Origin of the sequence: Isoptericola sp. NPDC056578 (assembly GCF_042793275.1) — a bacterium.
In the GTDB taxonomy this organism is placed as follows: domain Bacteria; phylum Actinomycetota; class Actinomycetes; order Actinomycetales; family Cellulomonadaceae; genus Isoptericola.
The window spans coordinates 23,375-41,898 of the sequence record NZ_JBHTVC010000026.1; the positions used below are offsets into that span (position 1 = coordinate 23,375).

General features: G+C 76.1%; 14 protein-coding genes. 6 read left to right on the top strand and 8 right to left on the bottom strand.

The window, feature by feature from the left end; genetic code table 11:
• Window positions 1-18 precede the first annotated feature (18 nt).
• Complete coding sequence (locus ACFQ80_RS12100) at window positions 19-1,035, bottom strand: NADP-dependent oxidoreductase (protein WP_430563818.1); 1,017 nt, start codon at window positions 1,033-1,035, stop codon at window positions 19-21.
• Window positions 1,036-1,067: 32 nt separating this feature from the next.
• The gene (locus tag ACFQ80_RS12105) at window positions 1,068-1,454 is read right to left on the bottom strand and encodes a DUF1304 domain-containing protein (protein WP_430563819.1); all 387 of its coding nucleotides are present in this window, start codon (window positions 1,452-1,454) and stop codon (window positions 1,068-1,070) included.
• A 101-nt stretch (window positions 1,455-1,555) separates the two neighbouring features.
• On the opposite strand from ACFQ80_RS12105, the gene ACFQ80_RS12110 reads away from it, so the two are divergent.
• Window positions 1,556-2,134, top strand: coding sequence for a TetR/AcrR family transcriptional regulator (locus tag ACFQ80_RS12110; protein ID WP_430552179.1), 579 nt, complete (start codon window positions 1,556-1,558; stop codon window positions 2,132-2,134).
• Between the two features lie 71 nt (window positions 2,135-2,205).
• Here ACFQ80_RS12110 and ACFQ80_RS12115 read toward each other — a convergent pair whose 3' ends face one another.
• Window positions 2,206-3,684, bottom strand: a complete 1,479-nt coding sequence (locus ACFQ80_RS12115) for an alpha-amylase family protein (protein ID WP_430563820.1) — start codon at window positions 3,682-3,684, stop codon at window positions 2,206-2,208.
• Between the two features lie 210 nt (window positions 3,685-3,894).
• On the opposite strand from ACFQ80_RS12115, the gene ACFQ80_RS12120 reads away from it, so the two are divergent.
• Entirely contained in the window at window positions 3,895-4,350 is a 456-nt protein-coding gene (locus tag ACFQ80_RS12120) for a hypothetical protein (protein WP_430563821.1), read from the top strand.
• Window positions 4,351-4,359: 9 nt separating this feature from the next.
• Here the strand turns inward: ACFQ80_RS12120 and ACFQ80_RS12125 are convergent, their stop codons facing one another.
• The 5 genes from ACFQ80_RS12125 to ACFQ80_RS12145 all read right to left on the bottom strand — a co-directional run bounded on the left by ACFQ80_RS12125 (window position 4,360) and on the right by ACFQ80_RS12145 (window position 8,888).
• On the bottom strand, window positions 4,360-5,019 hold the full coding sequence (locus ACFQ80_RS12125; RefSeq protein WP_430552182.1) for a response regulator: 660 nt from the start codon (window positions 5,017-5,019) through the stop codon (window positions 4,360-4,362).
• The gene (locus ACFQ80_RS12130; RefSeq protein WP_430552183.1) at window positions 5,016-6,338 is read right to left on the bottom strand and encodes a sensor histidine kinase; all 1,323 of its coding nucleotides are present in this window, start codon (window positions 6,336-6,338) and stop codon (window positions 5,016-5,018) included. The genes ACFQ80_RS12125 and ACFQ80_RS12130 overlap by 4 nt, the downstream gene beginning before the upstream one ends.
• 140 nt (window positions 6,339-6,478) lie before the next feature.
• The gene (locus tag ACFQ80_RS12135) at window positions 6,479-7,402 is read right to left on the bottom strand and encodes a hypothetical protein (protein WP_430563822.1); all 924 of its coding nucleotides are present in this window, start codon (window positions 7,400-7,402) and stop codon (window positions 6,479-6,481) included.
• Window positions 7,402-8,118 (bottom strand): ABC transporter ATP-binding protein, encoded by a 717-nt coding sequence (locus ACFQ80_RS12140; RefSeq protein WP_430563823.1) that lies wholly within the window; start codon window positions 8,116-8,118, stop codon window positions 7,402-7,404. The genes ACFQ80_RS12135 and ACFQ80_RS12140 overlap by 1 nt, the downstream gene beginning before the upstream one ends.
• Window positions 8,119-8,285: 167 nt before the next feature.
• Window positions 8,286-8,888 (bottom strand): TetR/AcrR family transcriptional regulator, encoded by a 603-nt coding sequence (locus ACFQ80_RS12145; protein ID WP_430563824.1) that lies wholly within the window; start codon window positions 8,886-8,888, stop codon window positions 8,286-8,288.
• A 77-nt stretch (window positions 8,889-8,965) separates the two neighbouring features.
• Between ACFQ80_RS12145 and ACFQ80_RS12150 the strand changes: the two genes are divergently transcribed.
• The 4 genes from ACFQ80_RS12150 (at window position 8,966) to recD (ending at window position 18,495) form a co-directional block, all read left to right on the top strand.
• A complete protein-coding gene (locus tag ACFQ80_RS12150; protein WP_430563825.1) occupies window positions 8,966-9,499 on the top strand; it encodes a DUF1992 domain-containing protein in 534 nt (177 codons plus the stop codon).
• Window positions 9,500-9,584: 85 nt separating this feature from the next.
• Window positions 9,585-12,998: an exodeoxyribonuclease V subunit gamma gene (gene recC, locus ACFQ80_RS12155; RefSeq protein WP_430563826.1), complete on the top strand. Its 3,414-nt coding sequence runs from the start codon at window positions 9,585-9,587 to the stop codon at window positions 12,996-12,998.
• Window positions 12,995-16,537: a UvrD-helicase domain-containing protein gene (locus ACFQ80_RS12160; protein ID WP_430563827.1), complete on the top strand. Its 3,543-nt coding sequence runs from the start codon at window positions 12,995-12,997 to the stop codon at window positions 16,535-16,537. The genes recC and ACFQ80_RS12160 overlap by 4 nt, the downstream gene beginning before the upstream one ends.
• Window positions 16,534-18,495, top strand: coding sequence for an exodeoxyribonuclease V subunit alpha (gene recD, locus ACFQ80_RS12165; RefSeq protein ID WP_430563828.1), 1,962 nt, complete (start codon window positions 16,534-16,536; stop codon window positions 18,493-18,495). Before ACFQ80_RS12160 ends, recD begins: the two co-directional genes overlap by 4 nt.
• Window positions 18,496-18,524 lie beyond the last annotated feature (29 nt).

The following is an 18,524-nucleotide window of genomic DNA, read 5'->3' on the forward strand; positions in this document are numbered from 1 at the left end:
GACGCGGCCGACGCGAGCTCAGCGCGCGGTGCGGACGACCATCTTCCCGGTGTTGGCGCCGCGCATCATGTCGAGGAACGCCTGCGGGGCGTTCTCGATGCCGTCGACGACGGTCTCGTCGTAGGCGATCTTCCCGTCGGCGAACCAGCCCGCCATGTGCTCGCGGAACGCGGGCGCGTGGTGCAGGTACCCGCCGAGCGTGAAGCCCTCGAGCCGGAGCCCGCGGGTGACGAGGTTCGCCATGTTGTCCGGGCCGGGCAGGCGGTCGGTGGAGTTGTAGCCGGCGATGGCGCCGCAGAGCGCGACCCGTCCGCCGTCGTTCATGACGTCGAGGGCCGCGGTGAGGTGGTCGCCGCCGACGTTGTCGAAGAAGACGTCGACGCCGTCCGGCACGAGCGCGGGGAGCTGCTCTCGCACGGGCGCGTCCTTGTAGTCGAGGGCCGCGTCGTAGCCGTACTTCGAGGTGAGCAGCTCGACCTTCTCGGCCGACCCTGCCGACCCGACCACCCGCTCGGCGCCGAGCAGCCGCGCGATCTGGCCGGCGGCGGTGCCGACGGCCCCCGCGGCACCCGAGACGAACACCGTGTCGCCCGGCTTCATGCCCGCGATCGCGGTGAGGCCGACGTAGGCCGTGAGACCCGTCATGCCGAGGATGCCGAGGTGCAGCGACAGGGGCGCGCCCGGGATCTCGGGCACGACCCGGAAGCCGCGCGCGTCCTCCTGCGCGACGTCGCGCCAGCCGTGCTGGTGCAGCACGACCGCACCCACGGGGACGTCGTCGGACGTGGACTCGACGACGCGGCCGACCGCGCCACCCGTCATGGTCTCCCCCAGCGCGTAGGGCGGGGTGTAGCTCTTCACGTCGTTCATGCGACCGCGCATGTAGGGGTCGACGGAGACGAACTCGTTGACGACGCGGACCTGACCGGGCTCGAGGTCGCCGTACGTGACCTGGACGGTGCGGAAGTCGTCCGGCGCCGGCCACCCGGTGGGGCGGGCGGCGAGCTGGACCTGGGTGCTGACGATCGAGGACATGCGGGGTGGTGCCTTCTTCCGGTGACGGGGGGTCAGGACGCGAGGCCGACGACCAGCGCGAGGACGGCGAGCAGAGGCACGGTGCCCTGCTTGACGGCGGCAGCGCGCTTGCCGGGGGACGACAGGAACAGGACGAGGGCGGCCGCGAGCATGCTGGCCGTGCCGGCCAGGACGAGGGCCGCGCCGGCGCCCGTGCTGCCGGCGGCGACGAGCACGACGCCGACCGTCGTCACGACGGCGAGGAACAGGTTGTAGAACCCCTGGTTGAAGGCCAGCTCGCGCGTGGCGGCGGCCTCCTGCTCCGTCGTGTCGAACGTGGCGCGCGCCCGCGGCGTGGTCCACGCGAGGGACTCGAGCCAGAAGATGTACACGTGGAGCGCGGCGGCGATCCCTGCCAGGACGAGCCCTGCGACGACCATCGGTCCCCCTGCTGCCTGCCCGGCACGGTCGGCCGGTTCGATTCTGTAACGGTCGGTCCACTGTATATACTGCAACGAGCGTTGCACAACTTGGAGGCACGATGGGCAGGGCGCAGGGGTTCGAGACCGAGCAGGCGGTCCGGGCGGCCCGCGAGGTGTTCTGGCGCGACGGTTACGCGGAGGCGTCCGTCCCCGCGCTGGAGCGCGCCACGGGACTGAACCGGTCGAGCATCTACCACGCCTTCGGCTCCAAGCGCGGGCTCTTCGACGCCGCCGTGCAGAGCTACCTGGACGAGGTCGTGCGGCCGCGCCTGCGCCCGCTCGTGGCGGACGACGTCGCCCCCGGCGCGCTCGTCGAGTACCTCACCGGGCTGCGCGCGGCGCTCGCCCGCGCGGACGAGGTCCAGGGGACCTCGGGCTGCCTGCTCGTCAACACGTCCAGCTCGCCCATCGCGGCCGACGACGCCGTGCGGCGGACCGTCGCCGACTACCGCGCCGAGCTGCGCGCCGCCCTCCGGCGCGGGGTGGTCGCGAGGCGCCCGGACGCCGCGGACGCCGACGTCGACCGGCTCGCCGACGTCTGCACGGCCCTCGTCATCAGCGCGTTCACCCTGGTGCGCGTGGATCCGCCGAGCGCGCTGCACTGCCTGGACACCGCCGTCGAGGTCCTCGAGCACTGACCGCACCCGGCAGGTCCTCGCAGGCGCGACGGGCGGGCGGCCGCGACCGCCCGCCCGCCGTGCCGGGGAGCTCAGCCGTCGGCGCCTGCCGGCAGCAGCGCGACCGCGCTGTTGGCGGGGACGGTCGCGGTGAAGGTCCCGTCCGCGGCGACGGTGTACGTCGCGGCCGCACCCTCCCCGGCCGCGACGTTCGTGTACTCGCCCGCGGGCAACGAGGTCGTGTAGGTGTGCTCCGCCTCGCCGTCACCGTTGTTGAGGGCGACGAACCCGGCGTCGCCGCGGCCGAAGGCGATCCGGTCGCCGCCGTCGTCCCACCAGTCGGTGAGGTCGGTGCCCTGGACGGCGTGGTGGAACCTCACCATCCCCGCGACGGCAGGGTCGCGCTGGATGCAGCTCCAGGCTCCGCCGTCGCAGTCGGCGTCGGGCACGCTCGTCGCGGTGGCACCGGGCGCGCCGGCGTCCTTGTCGTCGAACGTGTAGCCCGTGTACAGCGACGGCGAGCCGTACGGGAACGCGAGCATGAACACGGTGGCGAGCCGGTAGGCGTCGCCGTCCTTGTACGTCAACGTCTCGCCGTTGCGCTCGGTGTCGTGGTTGGTCACGAAGACGCCGGCCTGGTCCGACGGCAGCTTGCCGTCGGCGACGCCCCGCAGGCCGGCCAGCTGGCCGCCGAACGCGTTCTTGAGCTGGCGGGCGTAGTCGAACTCGTGCACGTCGCCGCTGCCCACGTACTCGGACGGCTGGATCGGCTCGCCGCCCGCGCCGATGGCCTCCTGCACCCAGTAGACGTCCGGGTCGCTCAGCTTCGCCTTGATGGCGGCGAGGTCCTCCGCAGGCATGTGCTTCGCGGCGTCGATGCGGAAGCCCTGCACGCCCAGGTCGAGCAGGTCGTTCAGGTAGCCCGCGATCTTGTCCTGCACGTCGGGCGAGCCCGTGCGCAGGTCCTGGAGCGAGACGAGGCGGCAGTTCTGCACCTCGTCCCGGTCGCCGTAGTTCGCGATGTTCTCGCGGCAGTCGTTGAAGTCCGCGGCGGTGTACGGGACGCCGGGGAAGTCGTCGACGGCGAACGACGTGCCCGCCACCCCGGTCCCGGCTCCCTGGTCCGCGCCGGTGGTGTGGTTGATGACGGCGTCCGCGACGACGCCGACACCGGCCTCGCCGCAGGCGTCGACCATCGCCTCGAACTCCTCGCGCGTGCCGAGCTTGGACTCGATCTGGTAGCTCACCGGCTGGTACGACGTCCACCATGCGGCGCCCTGGATGTGCTCCTGCGGCGGCGACACCTGGACGGCGTCGATCCCGGCCGGGCCGATCGTGCTGGCGCACTCCTCGGCGACGGCCGTCCATGTCCACTGGAACATGGTGAGGATGACGTCCCCGTGCGCGACGTCGGCCGCGGCGGCGGGCTCCTCGGCGGCCGACGACGGCTCGGAGCTGGCAGGGGTCGCGGTCGCGACCAGGCCTGCGGCGGTGAGTCCTGCTGCCGCCATGGCGGCGACCGCTCGCCCGGCCTGTCGACGTCGGGAGCGCGTGGTGCGTGCGTGCGTCATTGCTGTCTCCTTCGGGTCGGACGGACCCTCGTGAGGGCCCGCCGGCTCTCCCCCGGCGGCGATGCCGGGGTGTCGTGCACGGCGGGTGGCCGCGTCGGCGACAAGCGGGAGTGCGCATTGTCGCCTTGCAGCAACATTGCAGAGAATTGCGGGACTGTCTACCCGGGCGACGGCAGAGCGCACGGTGAGGTGCGCGGCTAGCCTCCGAGCATGTCGGCCGAGACCGTCCCCGCCACCGTGGGACGACGACGTCGCGTCGGACGATGGCTACCCCTGGCGTTCGTCGTCGTGGTCGTCGCGTTCGGGGTGGCGCAGATCCTCCCTCTCTCCCGGACCGCCGACGTCGCGGCGCCGCCCGCGGACGCCACGGCCGAAGACGTCGTGCGCGCCTACCTGGACGCGATCGACGCGCACGACTGCGGCACCGCGCAGGACCTCACCGCGCCGTCGTTCGCCACGACCACGGAGTCCATGTGCCACGACGCCGCGAGCCTGACGGTCACCGGCCTGGAGACCGTCGGCACCGGCCAGGTCAACGCCGGGTTCGACGCCGACTGGCGACTCTTCGCCGAGGACGGCTCGATCCCCGAGGGCGGGTTCGGTTGGACGTACTACCTCACGCAGGGTGACGACGGGTGGCTCATCGAGGACGCCGGGAACGGTTGACCGGGCAGATCAGGCGCCCGGGACGACCAGCCCGGAGTCGTAGGCCCACACGACGAGCTGCACGCGGTCGCGCGCGCCCGTCTTGGTCATGATCCGGCTGAGGTGCGACTTCACCGTGCTGGGCTCGAGGAACAGGGCCGCGGCGATCTCCGCGTTGGACGACCCGCGGCACAGCAGCGCGACGATCTCCTGCTCGCGCGCCGTGAGCAGACCGGTCGCGCGCGGGTCGGCCACGACCGGGCCCCGGCGGCGCGCGAACTCGTCGATGACGCGGCGCGTGAGGGTCTGGTCCACCAGGCCGTCGCCCGCCGCGACGCGGCGCACGGCGTCGACGAGCACCTCGGGCTCGGCGTCCTTGAGCAGGAAGCCGGAGGCGCCGGCCTCGAGGGCACCGAACACGTAGTCGTCGAGGTCGAAGGTGCTCACCACCAGCACGGGCACCGGGTCGGTGACGCCCGGACCGGCGAGCTCGCGCGTCGCGGTGATGCCGTCGCCTCCGGGCATCCGCACGTCCATGCACACGACGTCGGGCCGCTCCCGGCGGGCCACGCGCACGGCGTCCGCACCGTTCGACGCCTCCCCGACCACCTCGAGGCCCTCGCTCTGCAGGATCACGGTGAACCCGGCGCGCACCACCGCCTGGTCGTCCACGAGCACGACGCGCGTCATCGGGCGCCCTGCCCGACGGGCACCCGCGGGTCCTCGGCGTCCGCGGGGCGCGGCACGACCAGCCGCACCAGCCAGCCGCCGCCGGACGTGCGCCGAGCGGTGAGCCGTCCGCCGACGAGCTCCGCGCGCTCGGTCATGCCGATGACGCCGTGCCCCGGGCCCGCCTCCTGCGGCGGGGCGGTCGCCGCCGACCGGTCGGCGGGCCCGTTGCGCACGGTGATCGCCAGCTCGTCCTCGTCGTACACGGTCTCGACGTCGACGGCGCTGCCCGGTGCGTGCCGGCGGGCGTTGGCGAGCGACTCCTGGAGCACCCGGTACACGGTGAGCTGCACCGTGGGCGGCAGGTCGTAGGGCTCGCCGCGTCGCGTCTCCTGGACGCGCGTACCCGTGCTGCGGGCGAGGTCGAGCAGCGGGGGCACGTCCGCGAGCGTCGGCTGCGGGGCGGAGGGCGCGTCGTCGCCCTCGCCGGTGTCGCGGAGGATCCCCACGACGAGCCGCAGGTTGTCGAGCGTCTCCCGTCCCTGCCCGCGGATCCAGCGCAGCGACTCCTTCGCCCGCTCGGGGTCGCCCGTGACGAGCCGCTCGGCGGCGGCCGCCTGCACGACGATCCCGGACAGGTGGTGGGCCGCGACGTCGTGCAGCTCACGGGCCATGCGGCCGCGCTCCGCGAGGACGGCCTGGGCCGCGAGCGCCTCCCGCTCCCGCTCCGCCTGCGCGACGCGCGCCCGCAGCTGCGCCAGCAGCTCGCGCCGGGTGCCGATGTACGCGCCGACGAGGACGGCGCCGAGGTAGACCACCAGCGCGGACACCAGGCCGCCCCACAGCTGGGTGCCGACGGGCACGCCGAGCTCCGCCGACGACGCCGGCCCGCCCAGGACGTACCCGAGCAGCACCTGCACGACGGCGGCGCCCGCCGCGGCGCCGAGGGCGGGTCGACGCGGGGCGTGCACCCCCACCGAGTAGGCGGCGATCAGCGTGGCCGGCGCCTGGAAGTTCATGTACGGGGGCAGCAGCGGCGCCAGGGCGAGCTGCCCGAGCAGCACCAGCGCGAGGCACAGCATCGGGAACCGGCGGCGCAGCGTGAGCGCCATCGCCTGCCCGACGAGGACGACGCACGCCGCCACCAGCGCACCGGTGCTCATCCCGTCGACCGAGGCCTGGGCGCCGAACGACTCGCCGAGGCTCGACGACACGACCTCCAGCAGCACCAGGAGCAGCGCGACGGACAGCGTCGCGACCACGCCGCCGAGCAGCGCGTCGCGGCCCGTGGGGGTCCGGACGCCGAGGGCGTCGAGCCGCCGGCGCAGCACGTCGAGCACGGGTCCTCCGTCGGTGTCGGATGGCTGTCTGGATGGCTGTCTGGATGGATCTCGGATGGCTGTCGAGCCCGGCCCACGGTACGCCGTCCCGGGGCCGGGCGAGACACGTCTCCGCTGGTCAGGCGGGTATCGATCTGATATCAGGCGAGGTCACGGCGACGGAACACCGCTCCCGCCGTGACGAGCAGCACGGCCGCCCAGGCGAGCAGCCCCGTCAGCGCCGCGGCGACCCCGACCGCCGGGCCGGCGTCCGTCGTCGCGCCGAAGAGCTGCGCGGCGCCCTGCCCTGCGGACGCGAGGGAGCCGAGGGTGATCGGCAGCCACGACGTCGCCGCCGTCGCGCCGCCCGTGAGGACGAGCGCGGCGGCCTGGATCATCGGTTCCACGAGGGCGAGCGCCACGACCACGACGATCGCCGCGACCTGCCCCCGCACGAGGGTACCGACGGCCAGCCCCAGCCACGAGAGCAGGACCATCACCGCGAGGCCCCGCGCCCAGACGCCGAGCGCCTCGCCGGGCCCGATCGCCAGGCTCGCGCCGGGCGTCGTCGCGACCGCGAGGACCAGCCCGACCGCGGTGACCAGCGCGAGCGCCACCCCGATCGCGAGCGCCGCCGTCGCCGTCGCGCCCGCCTTGCCGGCGAGGATCCGCAGCCGGTCCGGCACGGCGAGCGCCGTGGGCACGATGCCGCCGGTGCGGAAGTCGGTGGTGGCCGCCAGCGCGCCGAGCAGCAGCAGGCAGAGGGCGGTGACGCCGCTGGAGGCCGACCCGCCGGGGCCGGTGCCCATGAGGTCGAGCAGCGAGCGCTGGGCCGCGGCGGACCCGAGGTCGGTGGCGGCGGCCAGCCCGGACAGGAGCTCGCTCGTGTCCGCCGGGGACATCTGCGGCCCGACGTGGAACCCGGCGTCCGCCCCGCCCAGCGACTCCAGGGTGCGCAGGGTGCGCGGCAGCACGAGGGTGAGGACCTGCACCAGGGCCATGCCCGCGAGGGCGACGACCCCGATGACCCAGGGCGTCCGGGTGCTGCGCAGCTTGAGCAGCTCGGCCCTGAACACGGCAGACATCAGCGGACTCCTTCGGTGGCGGCGGTGAGATCGAGGTACACGTCCTCGAGGCTCCGGTCGGTGGTGACGAGCTCGCCCAGCGTGCCCGCGGCGACGACGCGGCCCTGGCCGATGACGACCAGGTCGTCCGCGACCTGCGCCACCTCGCCGAGCACGTGGCTGGCCAGCAGCACCGTGCCGCCGTCGTCGGCGAAGGTGCGCAGCAGCTCGCGCAGCCACCGCATGCCGGCGGGGTCGAGGCCGTTGGCGGGCTCGTCGAGCACCAGGACCTCGGGGCGGCCGAGCAGCGCGGTGGCGATGCCGAGGCGCTGCTTCATCCCCAGCGAGTAGGTGCGCACACGGCGGTCCGCGGCGGGGATCATGCCGACGGCCGCCAGCACCTCGTCGACCCTGCGGGCGGGGAGCCGCGACGCCGCGGCGAGCACCCGCAGGTGGTCGCGGCCGGTACGCCCGGGGTGCAGCCCGCCCGCGTCCAGCAGGGCCCCGACCACCTGCGCCGGGTGCTCCAGGTCGGCGTACCGTCGGCCGTCGAACGTCGCCGTGCCGGCGTCCGCGCGGGCCAGTCCGAGCAGCACGTGCAGCGTCGTGCTCTTGCCGGCGCCGTTCGGGCCCAGCAGGCCCACGACCCGGCCCGGCTCGGCCGTGAAGCCGACGTCGTGCACGGCCTCGAAGCCGCCGTAGGACTTGTGCAGCCCTTCGATCCGGATGGTGGTCATCCGTCCCCTCCCTCGTCGTCCGGCGCTCCCGTCGTCTCACCGGCGCCGGTACCCCGAGCCTCCCCGGCGGCAGGGGGCCGGGTCTTGAGGCGGAGGGGGGAACCCGGGTTGCGCCTTTCGGGGGAGGTCGCGCGGTCAGGACCCGGTCGGACGTCGCGCCGTCCGGGTCACGACGACGCGGCGAAGAGGCGGTCGAGGTGCTGGTCGACGGCCGCCAGCGCGGCCTCGGGCTCGATGACGCCGAGCTCGAGCAGGGGCGTGAACCCGGTCAGCGCCAGGAGGAGGTCCGTCTCGACGTCGGGGTCCCGGTCCGGGGAGATCTGGCCGTGCGCCGCCGCCTCGCGGACGAGCCGCCCGACCAGTGCGCGCCCCTCGCGGAGCCCCAGGGCCGCCTGCCTGCGCAGCGCCGGGTCGTGCAGCGCCTCCAGGACGTACGCGGCGCTCATGCGGCTCGACGCACGCGCGTCGGGGTGCAGGGGCAGCATCTCCGTGAGCACCACGCGCAGCACGTCCCGGGGGTGCGGCGGCCGGTCGAGGTCGGCCAGTCCCCGGGCGACCCGGTCCGAGGTCTGCTCGGCGGCGAACTCCATCGCGAAGGTCAGCATCGCCGCGCGGGACGCGAAGTAGTGCTGCAGCTGCCCCAGCGAGACCCCGGCCTCGCGGGCGACGTCGCGCAGGGTCGCCCGGGTCCAGCCGTCCCGGTCCACGACCCGCCACAGCGCGTGCGCGATCGCCTCGCGTCGTTCCTGATGGTCCACCAGCTTCGGCAACGGGCTCCCCTTCCCCATGTGTGTCGTACCGTGGAAATAATACAGTTGACCGAAAACAATGGCCGACGGGAGGGACGATGACCGAGCCGAGCGTGCCCCCCGCGTTCTTCAACCCGTATGCGGTGGCCATCGACGACGAGGTGGCGATCGCGCTGCTCGCCGAGATGCACATCCGCAGGGCGATCGAACGCGGGGAGTTCGACGACCTGCCCGGCAGCGGCAAGCCGCTCGACCTGCAGGACCTCCACGACCCGGACTGGTGGCTGAAGGCCTTCATGCGGCGCGAGAAGCTCGTGGTGCTGCCGCCCTCGATCCAGCTGCGCAAGGACGACGCCGCGCTGGACGGGCGCCTCGACGAGCTGTGGAGCGAGGAGGACGTGCGCGAGGAGGTCGAGGAGTTCAACAAGAGCGTCCTGCGCGCCCGCTACCAGCCCGCGGCCGGGCCGCCCCTGGTCACCATGCCGCGCGACGTCGAGGCGACGGTGGCCGCCTGGGCGGAGCGACGCGCCGCCCGGGCCGCGGAGACGCGCGCGCAGGCACGGGCCGAGGCGGCGGCCGAGGAGGACCGTCCTCGCCGGAGGGCTGGCCGGGCTCGTCGCCGGGCACGCTGACGGGGACGCTGACGGAAGCCCTCCGCCGGTGGTCCCTGTGGAGGACCGACTGCCCCTGTCGGCGCGGACCCGTAACCTGGCCGACGTGCTGCACGTCCACCGGTCCGAGCGCTCCGACGCGCTGGTCGCTCCCCTCGCCGACGTGCTCGCCGAGCCTCCGGACGACCCGTTCACCCCCGACGTCGTCGCGGTGCCCACGCGTGGCATCGAGCGGTGGCTGGCGCAGCGGCTGTCGCACCGGCTCGGGGTGGACGGCGCGTCGGGCGCCGGCGTGTGCGCCAACGTGGACTTCTCCTCGCCGTCGCGGCTGGTCGCGTCGGCGGTGACGGCGGTGACCGGCGTCGAGCCCGACGACGACCCGTGGCGCCGTGCGCGCCTCGTGTGGCCGGTCCTGGAGACCGTCGACGCGTCCCTCGACGAGGGCTGGGCCGCGCCGCTCGCGCGGTACGTCGGCGAGGCGGGCGACGGCGTGCGCCGGTCGCGCCGCGTCGCGCTCGCGCAGCGTGTGGCGGAGCTGTTCGCCGCGTACGCGCAGCAGCGGCCCGGCCTGCTCTCCGGCTGGCTCGAGGGGCGCGACGACGGCGTCCCCGACGACCTCGCGTGGCAGCCCCGGCTGTGGCGGCGGGTCCGCGAGCGCGTGGACGCGCCCGGCCCCGCGGAGGTGCTGGCGGAGGCGGTCGGCGTGCTGCGCACCGACCCGGGCGCCGTGGACCTGCCCGCCCGGCTCTCCGTCTTCGGCCCCACCCGGCTGCCGGAGGACCAGCGGCAGGTGCTCGCCGCCCTCGCGCGCCACCGCGACGTCCACCTGTGGCTGCCGCACCCGTCGCCCGCGCTGTGGGCCTCGGTCGAGGGCCTTGGCGCCCGGGGCGCCGCCGCCGGGGCGCGTCGTGACGCCCTGCCCCCGGCCGCCCGCCACCCCCTGCTGGCCTCCACGGCGCGCGACTCCGTCGAGCTGCAGCTGCGCCTCTCGGGGGTCCTCGACCCACCCGCCGACGACGCCCCCGACGTGCGGGTCGCGCACCATCCGGCGCCGCCGCCCCCGGGCACGCTGCTGGGCGCGCTCCAGTCAGCCCTGCGCGCGGACGACCCGGACGTCGCGCCCGCGCCGGTGGGTCCCGACGACCGCAGCGTGCAGGTGCACGCCTGCCACGGCCGGGCGCGCCAGGTCGAGGTGCTGCGCGAGGTGCTCACCGGTCTGTTCGCCGCCGACCCGACCCTGGAGCCGCGCGACGTCATCGTCCTGTGCCCCGACGTCGAGGCGTTCGCCCCGCTCGTGACGGCCACGTTCGGCGCCGCTCCCGACGGCGTCACGCAGATCCACCCCGGGCAGCGGCTGCGCGTCAGCCTGGCCGACCGCGGTCCCGGCGTCGTCAACCCCGTGCTCGGTGTGCTGGCGACCCTGCTGCGCCTGGCCGACGGCCGCGTCACGGCGTCCGAGGTCCTCGACCTCGCCACCAGCGAGCCCGTGCGCCGCCGCTTCCGCCTCTCCGACGACGACCTGGACCGCTGGCGCGACTGGGCCGTCGAGGTCGGGGTGCGCTGGGGCGAGGACGGGTCGCGGCGCGAGCGCTTCGGCATCGACCCGCGGGTGCGGCAGGGCACGTGGGACGCGGCGCTCGACCGGGTGCTGCTGGGCGTCGCGATGGCCGAGGAGGACTCGCGCTTCGTGGGCCCGGCGCTGCCGCTGGACGACGTCGGGTCCACCGACGTGGACGTCGCGGGCCGGTTCGCGGAGCTGGTGTCCCGGCTCACGGGGCTGCTCGCCGACCTCGAGGGCACGCACCCGCTGGAGCACTGGCTCGACGCCCTGGACCGGGCCGTCACGCTGCTCGCCGACCCGGCGCCGGACGACGCGTGGCAGTCGGTGCAGGCGCGCCGCGTGCTGGGCGACGTCCGGGCCGCGGGCGCGGGGCGCGCCACCGCGGGCGACGGGCTGCGGCTGGAGGACGTGCGCGCCCTGCTCGCCGACCGCCTGGCGGGCCGTCCCACGCGCGCGGGCTTCCGCACGGGCGCGCTCACCGTGTGCTCGCTGGAGCCGATGCGCGCCGTCCCGCACCGCGTGGTGTGCCTGCTCGGCATGGAGGACGGCGCGTTCCCCCGGTCCGCGACGCCGGACGGCGACGACCTCCTCGCGCGCGACGCCCTGCTGGGTGAGCGGGACCGGCGCAGCGAGGACCGGCAGATCTTCCTGGACGCGCTCACGGCGGCGCGGGAGCACCTGGTGGTGCTGCACTCGGGCGCCGACGAGCGCACCGGCGCCGCCCGGCCGCCGGCCGTCCCCGTCGCGGAGCTGCTGGACGCGCTCGACCGCGTCGGCGCGGCGGAGGACGGCGGGCCCGTCCGACGGCAGGTCGTCGTGCGGCACCCGCTGCAGGTCGTGGGAGAGCGCAACTTCGAGTCCGGCGCGCTCGGCACCCCTGGCCCGTTCAGCTTCGACACGGCGGCGTTCCGCGGCGCGGAGGCAGGTCGAGGGGGCCGCGTCGATCCCGGGCTGCTCGTGCCCGCGCCGCTGGTCCTCGACGCCGCCGCCCCGACGGAGGTCGACCTCGACGACCTCGTCGCGATGCTCGAGCACCCGGTCCGCTGGTTCCTGCGGACCACCCTCGACGTGCGCGTCGCGCAGGACGAGGACGAGGTGGACGACCGCCTGCCGCTGACGATGGCGCCGCTGGCCGCGTGGGGGGCGGGCGACCGGATCCTCACCGCCGTGCTCGGGGGCACCGACCCGGGGCGCGCGTTCCAGGCGGAGTGGCGCCGCGGCCAGGCGCCGCCGCGCGAGCTGGGCCGCACCGCGCTGCGGGACGTCGTCGAGCGCGTGCAGCCGGTCGAGACGATGGCGCGACAGGTCCGCGCCGAGCACGCGGCCCGCGCCGTCGACGTGTCCGCCGCGCTGCCCTCCGGCGTCCTCGTCACCGGCACCGTCCCCGGCGTGCACGGCGGCCGCGTCGTGCGCGCGGAGTACTCGAAGCTCGGCCCGAAGCACCGCCTGCGCGCCTGGGTGCAGACCCTCGCCCTCGCGGCGTCGGGCGGCGACGGCGGGCTGCCCGACGGGCAGCAGTGGCACGCCGGCACCGTGGGCCGGGCCCCCGGCCGGGGCGCCAAGGCGGCGTGGAGCCTGATCCAGGCGCCCGACCCGGCCGACGCGGCGCGCCTCCTCGACGACCTCGTCGCCCTGCGCGCCCAGGCCGCCCGCGCTCCTCTCCCCCTGCCCCCGGACGCGTCGCACGCGTACGCCGTCTCCCGCGGAGGCGGCACGGGCGACCCCGGCCAGGCGACGAGCGAGGCCCGCTTCACCTGGAACGGCGGCTTCGAGAAGTCCGACGCGTACCACCTGATGGTCTGGGGTGACCCGAGCGGACCTGGGTCGTTCGACGCGATGGCTGGTGTGCCGGACGACGACGACCGGCGCAGGTTCCCCGACGAGCCCTCGCGGCTGGGGGCGCTCGCCCGCCGCGTCTGGGACCCGTTGCTGGCGCACGAGCAGAAGGGCACCACATGACGGCCGGGGCGGGCTTCGACACCGACGCGACCGGCGGTCTGGCGGGCGTCCCGGACCGTCCGGTCTTCGACGTCTGCGGCCCGCTGCCGGAGGGCACCACGGTGCTCGAGGCCAGCGCCGGTACGGGCAAGACGTTCACCATCGCTGCGCTCGCCACACGGTTCGTCGCCGAGGGCCGCGCCGAGCTGCGCGAGCTCATGCTCGTGACGTTCGGCCGGGCGGCCACGTCCGAGCTGCGCGACCGCGTGCGCGAGCGGCTGGTGAGCGCCGAGCGCGCGCTGCGCGGCCCGGACCCTGCCTCCAGCGACGACCCGGTCGTGGCGCTGCTCGCCGACGTCGACGGCGAGGAGCTGGACCGCCGGCGCGCCCGGCTCGCCGCCGCCCTGTCGCAGCTCGACGCCGCGACCATCACGACGACGCACGGCTTCTGCCAGCAGATGCTCACGTCGCTCGGCATCGCGGCCGACGTCGACCCCGCGGCGACGTTCGTCGCCGACGTCGCCGACCTCGTGCGGGAGGTGTCCGACGACCTGTACGTGCGCCGCTTCTCCGGCGAGGCGCACCCCGCACTCACCCCGACGATGGCCGCCGACCTGGGCCGGGCCGCCGTCAGCGACCACCAGGCCTGTGTCGAACCCGCCGAGCCGGGCGGGGGCGCGCCGTCCACGCCACCCCCGTCCACACCGGGCGCGCTGCGGCGGGCCGTGGCCCAGGAGACGCGCGACGAGACGCTGCGCCGCAAGCGCGCGCAGCACCTCCTGGACTACGACGACCTGCTCGTCATGCTGCGCGACGCGCTCGCCGACCCGGTGCACGGCCCCGTCGCCGCCGAGCGGGTGCGCTCCCGGTTCCGTGTGGTCATGGTCGACGAGTTCCAGGACACCGACCCCGTGCAGTGGGAGATCCTGCGCACCGCGTTCCACGGGCACCGCACCCTGGTGCTCATCGGCGACCCCAAGCAGGCGATCTACGCCTTCCGCGGCGCCGACGTCGTCGCGTACCTCGACGCACAGCAGGACGCGACCGCCGTCGCCACGCTCGGCACCAGCTGGCGCAGCGACGAGCCGCTGCTGCGGGCCCTCGACACCCTGCTGGGCGGGGCGGCGCTGGGCGACGAGCGCATCGTCGTGCGGCCGGTGGACGCCGCGCACCGCGGGTCGCGCTTCGACGGCGGCGCGCCGCTGCGGCTGCGGCAGGTGACGCGTGCCGCCCTCGGGATGTCGCCCGGCGAGACGCCGCCGGTCGGTCCGCCGCGCCAGCTCGTCGCCGCGGACGTCGCGGCCGACATCGCCGCGCGCCTGGGCCGCGACCGGCTGGTGGACCCGGACGACACGAGCGGCGACGGCAGCGACACCGGCGCGTGGCGACCGCTCGAGCCGCGCGACGTCGCCGTGCTCACCCGCACCAACGCGCAGGCCGAGGCGGTCCGGTCGGAGCTGACGAAGCGCGGGGTGCCCGCCGTCGTCTCGGGGTTGTCGAGCGTGTTCGCGACGCCGTCGGCCCGCGACTGGCTCACCCTGCTCGCCGCGCTGGAGCAGCCGGGCGCTCACGGACGGGCCGCGGCCCTGGCGCTGACGCCGTTCGTCGGCTGGGACGCCGAGCGGCTCGCCACGGCGGACGACGCCGCGCACGACGCGCTCGCCGACACGGTGCGGCGCTGGTCGCGGCTGCTGTGGTCGCGGGGGGTCGCCGCGCTGCAGGAGGCGGTGACCCGCGACGGCCTGGCGGAGCGGCTGATGCGCACCAGCACCGGCGAGCGCCACCTCACCGACCTGCGGCACGTGGGCGAGGTGCTGCACGCCGCAGCGGTCACGGAGGGGTTGGGCGCCTCCGCGCTCACGGCATGGCTGCGGCGGCGCATCCGCGAGGCCGCCCAGGACTACGACGAGGAGCGCAGCCGCCGCCTGGAGACGGACGCCGCGGCGGTGCAGGTCGTCACGGTGCACGCCAGCAAGGGCCTGGAGTTCGGCGTCGTGTACGTGCCGTTCGCGTGGGACCGGTTCGAGCCGCGCCAGCCCGAGGTGCTGCGGTTCCACGCCGGCGACGGACGCCGCATCCTCCACGTGGGCGGCCCGGGCTCGTTCGGGTACGACGCCGCCCTGGAGCGCCACCGCCGCGAGGAGGGCGGCGAGGACCTGCGGCTGCTGTACGTGGCGCTGACCCGCGCCCGGCACCAGGTGGTGGCGCACTGGGCGCCGTCGAAGGCGAACTCCGCGAAGGCGGGCCTGACGCGCGTCGTCCTGGGCGATCGCACGCTCGGCGGCGAGCCCGCGCCGCACGCGCCCCAGCAGGCCATGCGCGACGACGCGGTACGGACGGCGCTCGGTGCCCTCGCCCAGGGCTCGGGCGGCACGATCGCCGTCGAGGAGGCGCCCGCCACGCCGTCCACCGAGCGTTGGCGCCCGCCCGTGGACGACGTGCCCACGCTCGGCGTCGCGCACCTCGACCGGGTACCCGACCCGACGTGGCGGCGCGCGTCGTACTCCGCGCTCACCGCCGCGGCGCACGTCGGTCGCCCGGCCGGCCTCTCGCCCGCGCCAGGCCCGGCCGAGCCCGCGGCGGGGGGAGTCGAGTCGGAGCCGGAGGGCGGCGGCCTGCAGGACGAGCCGGCCGAGGCCGCGCCGACGGCGGTCCGTCCCGTCGGCGCCGTCGGCGAGCCCGGGGAGGCGCCCGGCGCCGATCTGCCGTCCCCGATGTCGGGCCTTCCGGCCGGCACGGGCTTCGGCACCCTCGTGCACGAGGTGCTGGAGTACGCCGATACGGCGGCCCCCGACCTCGACGCGGAGCTGCTCGCGCGGTGCGCCGCGGCGGCGACCACGCGGGTGCCGGGCACGGACCCTGCCGAGCTCGCCGCCGCGCTGGGCGTCGTCGCACGCACGCCGCTCGGGCCGCTCGCGGGCGGACGCACGCTCGCCGACGTCACGCCGCGCGACCGCCTCGCGGAGCTGGAGTTCGAGCTCCCGCTCGCCGGGGGCGACGGCGACGTGGGCGGTCCCCCGGCCGAGGGCGCCACCCTGGCCGGGATCGCGGCGCTGCTGGGCCGCTACCTGGGTGCGGACGACGCGTTCGCCGCGTACCCCGCCGTGCTCGCCGAGCTGGCGGCGGCCGACCCCACGGCCCGCCCCCTGCGCGGCTACCTGACCGGGTCGATCGACGCGGTGCTGCGGGTGCCCGGGGACGACGGTGCGCCGCGCTTCCTCGTCGTCGACTACAAGACGAACCGCCTCGGCGCGTTCGACGCCCCGCTCACGGCGCACGACTACCGGCCCGAGGCCACCGTCGACGCGATGCTGCACGCCCACTACCCGCTGCAGCTCGTGCTCTACCTCGTGGCGCTGCACCGCTACCTGGCGTGGCGGCTGCCGGGCTACGACCCGGACGTGCACCTCGGCGGCGGGCTCTACCTGTTCGTGCGCGGCATGTGCGGCCCGGCCACGCCCACGGGGCCCGACGGCGCGCCGCACGGCGTGGTGTCGTGGGTGCCGCCGCGGGGCCTGGTGCCCGCGCTGTCCGCGCTGCTGGACGGAGACGACGCATGACCGACACCTCCACGCTCCCGGGCGGCCCGGTCGAGGCCTCCGGCGACGTCCGCCTCGCCGCCGCGGCGCCCGGGCTGCTGCGGGAGTTCAACGCGGCCGGACTCGTCGCCGCGACGGACGTGCACGTCGCGGCGCGGCTCGGGCGGCTGACGGGCGAGGACGACGCGACGGTGCTGCTCGCCGTCGCGCTCGCCGTCCGGGCGCTGCGGGGCGGGTCGGTGTGCGTGCGGCTCGACGACCCGGACGAGCTCGCGGCGCTCGCGCTGCCCGAGGACGCCGACCGGGGCGACGCCGCCGACGGTCCCGACGCCGCCGCTCCCCCGCCCTGGCCGGAGCACGAGGCCTGGGTGCGGGCGATCGAGGCCAGCCCGCTCGTGACGGTCGGCGCGGACGGCCCCGAGGACCGGCCGGCCCGCTGGGTCGGCGGGCGGCTGTACCTCGACCGGTACTGGAGGGACGAGCTCACGGTGCGACGGCTGGTCGACGCCCGCCTCCAGGCCCCGCCGCTCGTGCCCACCGGCGCCGACCGGCTGGACGCGGCGCTCGCCCGGCTGTTCCCCGAGGCCGGCGACGTACGGCAACGGCTCGCGGCCGCGCACGCCGCCGGCCGCAGGCTCACGGTGCTCACGGGCGGGCCGGGCACCGGCAAGACGACGACGGTCGCGCGGCTGCTCGCCGTGCTGCAGGACGTCGCCGGGGAGCCCGCCCTGCGGGTCGCGCTCGCCGCGCCGACGGGCAAGGCGGCCGCCCGGCTGCAGGAGGCGGTCCGCGACGTCGTCGGCGCCCTGCCGCCCGAGGACCGCGAGCGCACCGGCCGACCGGAGGCCACGACCGTCCACCGGCTGCTCGGCTACCGCAGCGCGACCCGCTTCCGGCACCACGCCGGCCACCACCTGCCGCACGACGTCGTCGTGGTGGACGAGACCTCGATGGTGCCGCTGTCGCTCATGGCGCGGCTGCTCGAGGCGCTGCGCCCGGACGCGCGGCTGGTGCTGGTCGGCGACCCGGACCAGCTCGCGTCGGTCGAGGCCGGGGCTGTGCTGGGCGACCTCGTCGCCAGGCCGCCGGTGGTCGGGAGCCTCGCCGCGCACGTCACCACCACGCCGCCCGACGAGCCCGCGGGGGACGACACGGCCCTGGCCAACGGCGTCGTGCGGCTCGTCACGGTGCACCGACAGGGCGAGGACTCCGCGATCCTGCCGCTCGCCGCCGCAATCCGCGACGGGGACGCGGACGCCGTGCTCGACGTCCTGCGTGCCGGGGTCGGTGGCGTCGAGCTCGTCGAGGCGGACACCGAGCGCCTCGACGAGCACGCCGTGCAGGGACTGCACGACGACGCGGTCGACGCCGGCCGACGGCTCGTGGCCGCGGCGCGGGAGGGCGACGCGGCCGGCGCCCTCGAGGCGCTCAACGCGCACCGCGTCATGGTGGCGCACCGGCGGGGCCCGGTCGGCGTGGCCCGTTGGGCCGCGCAGGTCGAGGCCTGGGTGGAGGAGGCGACCGCCGACGGCACCCTGGCCCCGGCCGTCCCCGGGTCGCCGTGGGTTGTGGGCCGCCCGCTGCTGGTCACGAGCAACGACGCCGACGTCGGCCTGTACAACGGCGACACCGGAGTGCTCGTCGCGGAGGGCGACCCGGCACACGCTCAGGACGACGCGGTCGCGGTCGTCGCGGTGTTCGGCGACCCGCGCGCCCCGCTGCGGGTGCGCACCCACCGGCTGCCCCCGGTCGAGACCGTGCACGCGATGACCGTGCACCGCGCGCAGGGCAGCCAGTTCCGCCGCGTCTCGCTCGTGCTGCCCCCGCCGACGTCGCCCCTGCTCACCCGCGAGCTGCTGTACACGGCCGTCACCCGCGCGCAGGAGTTCGTGCGCGTGGTGGGCACCGCCGACGCCGTGCGCGCCGCCGTCGCACATCCCGTCCGCCGGGCGAGCGGCCTCCGCGAGCCGCTCCCCTGACGCCCGCCCACCACGGAATAGGAGTCGCG

Excerpts from the sequence above, each read along its gene's own strand:
- ACFQ80_RS12125 (WP_430552182.1), bottom strand. The coding sequence starts at position 5,019 with ATGACGCGCGTCGTGCTCGTGGACGACCAGGCGGTGGTGCGCGCCGGG.
- ACFQ80_RS12140 (WP_430563823.1), bottom strand. The coding sequence starts at position 8,118 with ATGACCACCATCCGGATCGAAGGGCTGCACAAGTCCTACGGCGGCTTC.
- recD (WP_430563828.1), top strand. The coding sequence starts at position 16,534 with ATGACCGACACCTCCACGCTCCCGGGCGGCCCGGTCGAGGCCTCCGGC.
- ACFQ80_RS12120 (WP_430563821.1), top strand. The coding sequence starts at position 3,895 with ATGTCGGCCGAGACCGTCCCCGCCACCGTGGGACGACGACGTCGCGTC.
- ACFQ80_RS12150 (WP_430563825.1), top strand. The coding sequence starts at position 8,966 with ATGACCGAGCCGAGCGTGCCCCCCGCGTTCTTCAACCCGTATGCGGTG.
- ACFQ80_RS12160 (WP_430563827.1), top strand. The coding sequence starts at position 12,995 with ATGACGGCCGGGGCGGGCTTCGACACCGACGCGACCGGCGGTCTGGCG.
- ACFQ80_RS12135 (WP_430563822.1), bottom strand. The coding sequence starts at position 7,402 with ATGTCTGCCGTGTTCAGGGCCGAGCTGCTCAAGCTGCGCAGCACCCGG.
- ACFQ80_RS12110 (WP_430552179.1), top strand. The coding sequence starts at position 1,556 with ATGGGCAGGGCGCAGGGGTTCGAGACCGAGCAGGCGGTCCGGGCGGCC.
- ACFQ80_RS12105 (WP_430563819.1), bottom strand. The coding sequence starts at position 1,454 with ATGGTCGTCGCAGGGCTCGTCCTGGCAGGGATCGCCGCCGCGCTCCAC.
- ACFQ80_RS12100 (WP_430563818.1), bottom strand. The coding sequence starts at position 1,035 with ATGTCCTCGATCGTCAGCACCCAGGTCCAGCTCGCCGCCCGCCCCACC.
- ACFQ80_RS12115 (WP_430563820.1), bottom strand. The coding sequence starts at position 3,684 with ATGACGCACGCACGCACCACGCGCTCCCGACGTCGACAGGCCGGGCGA.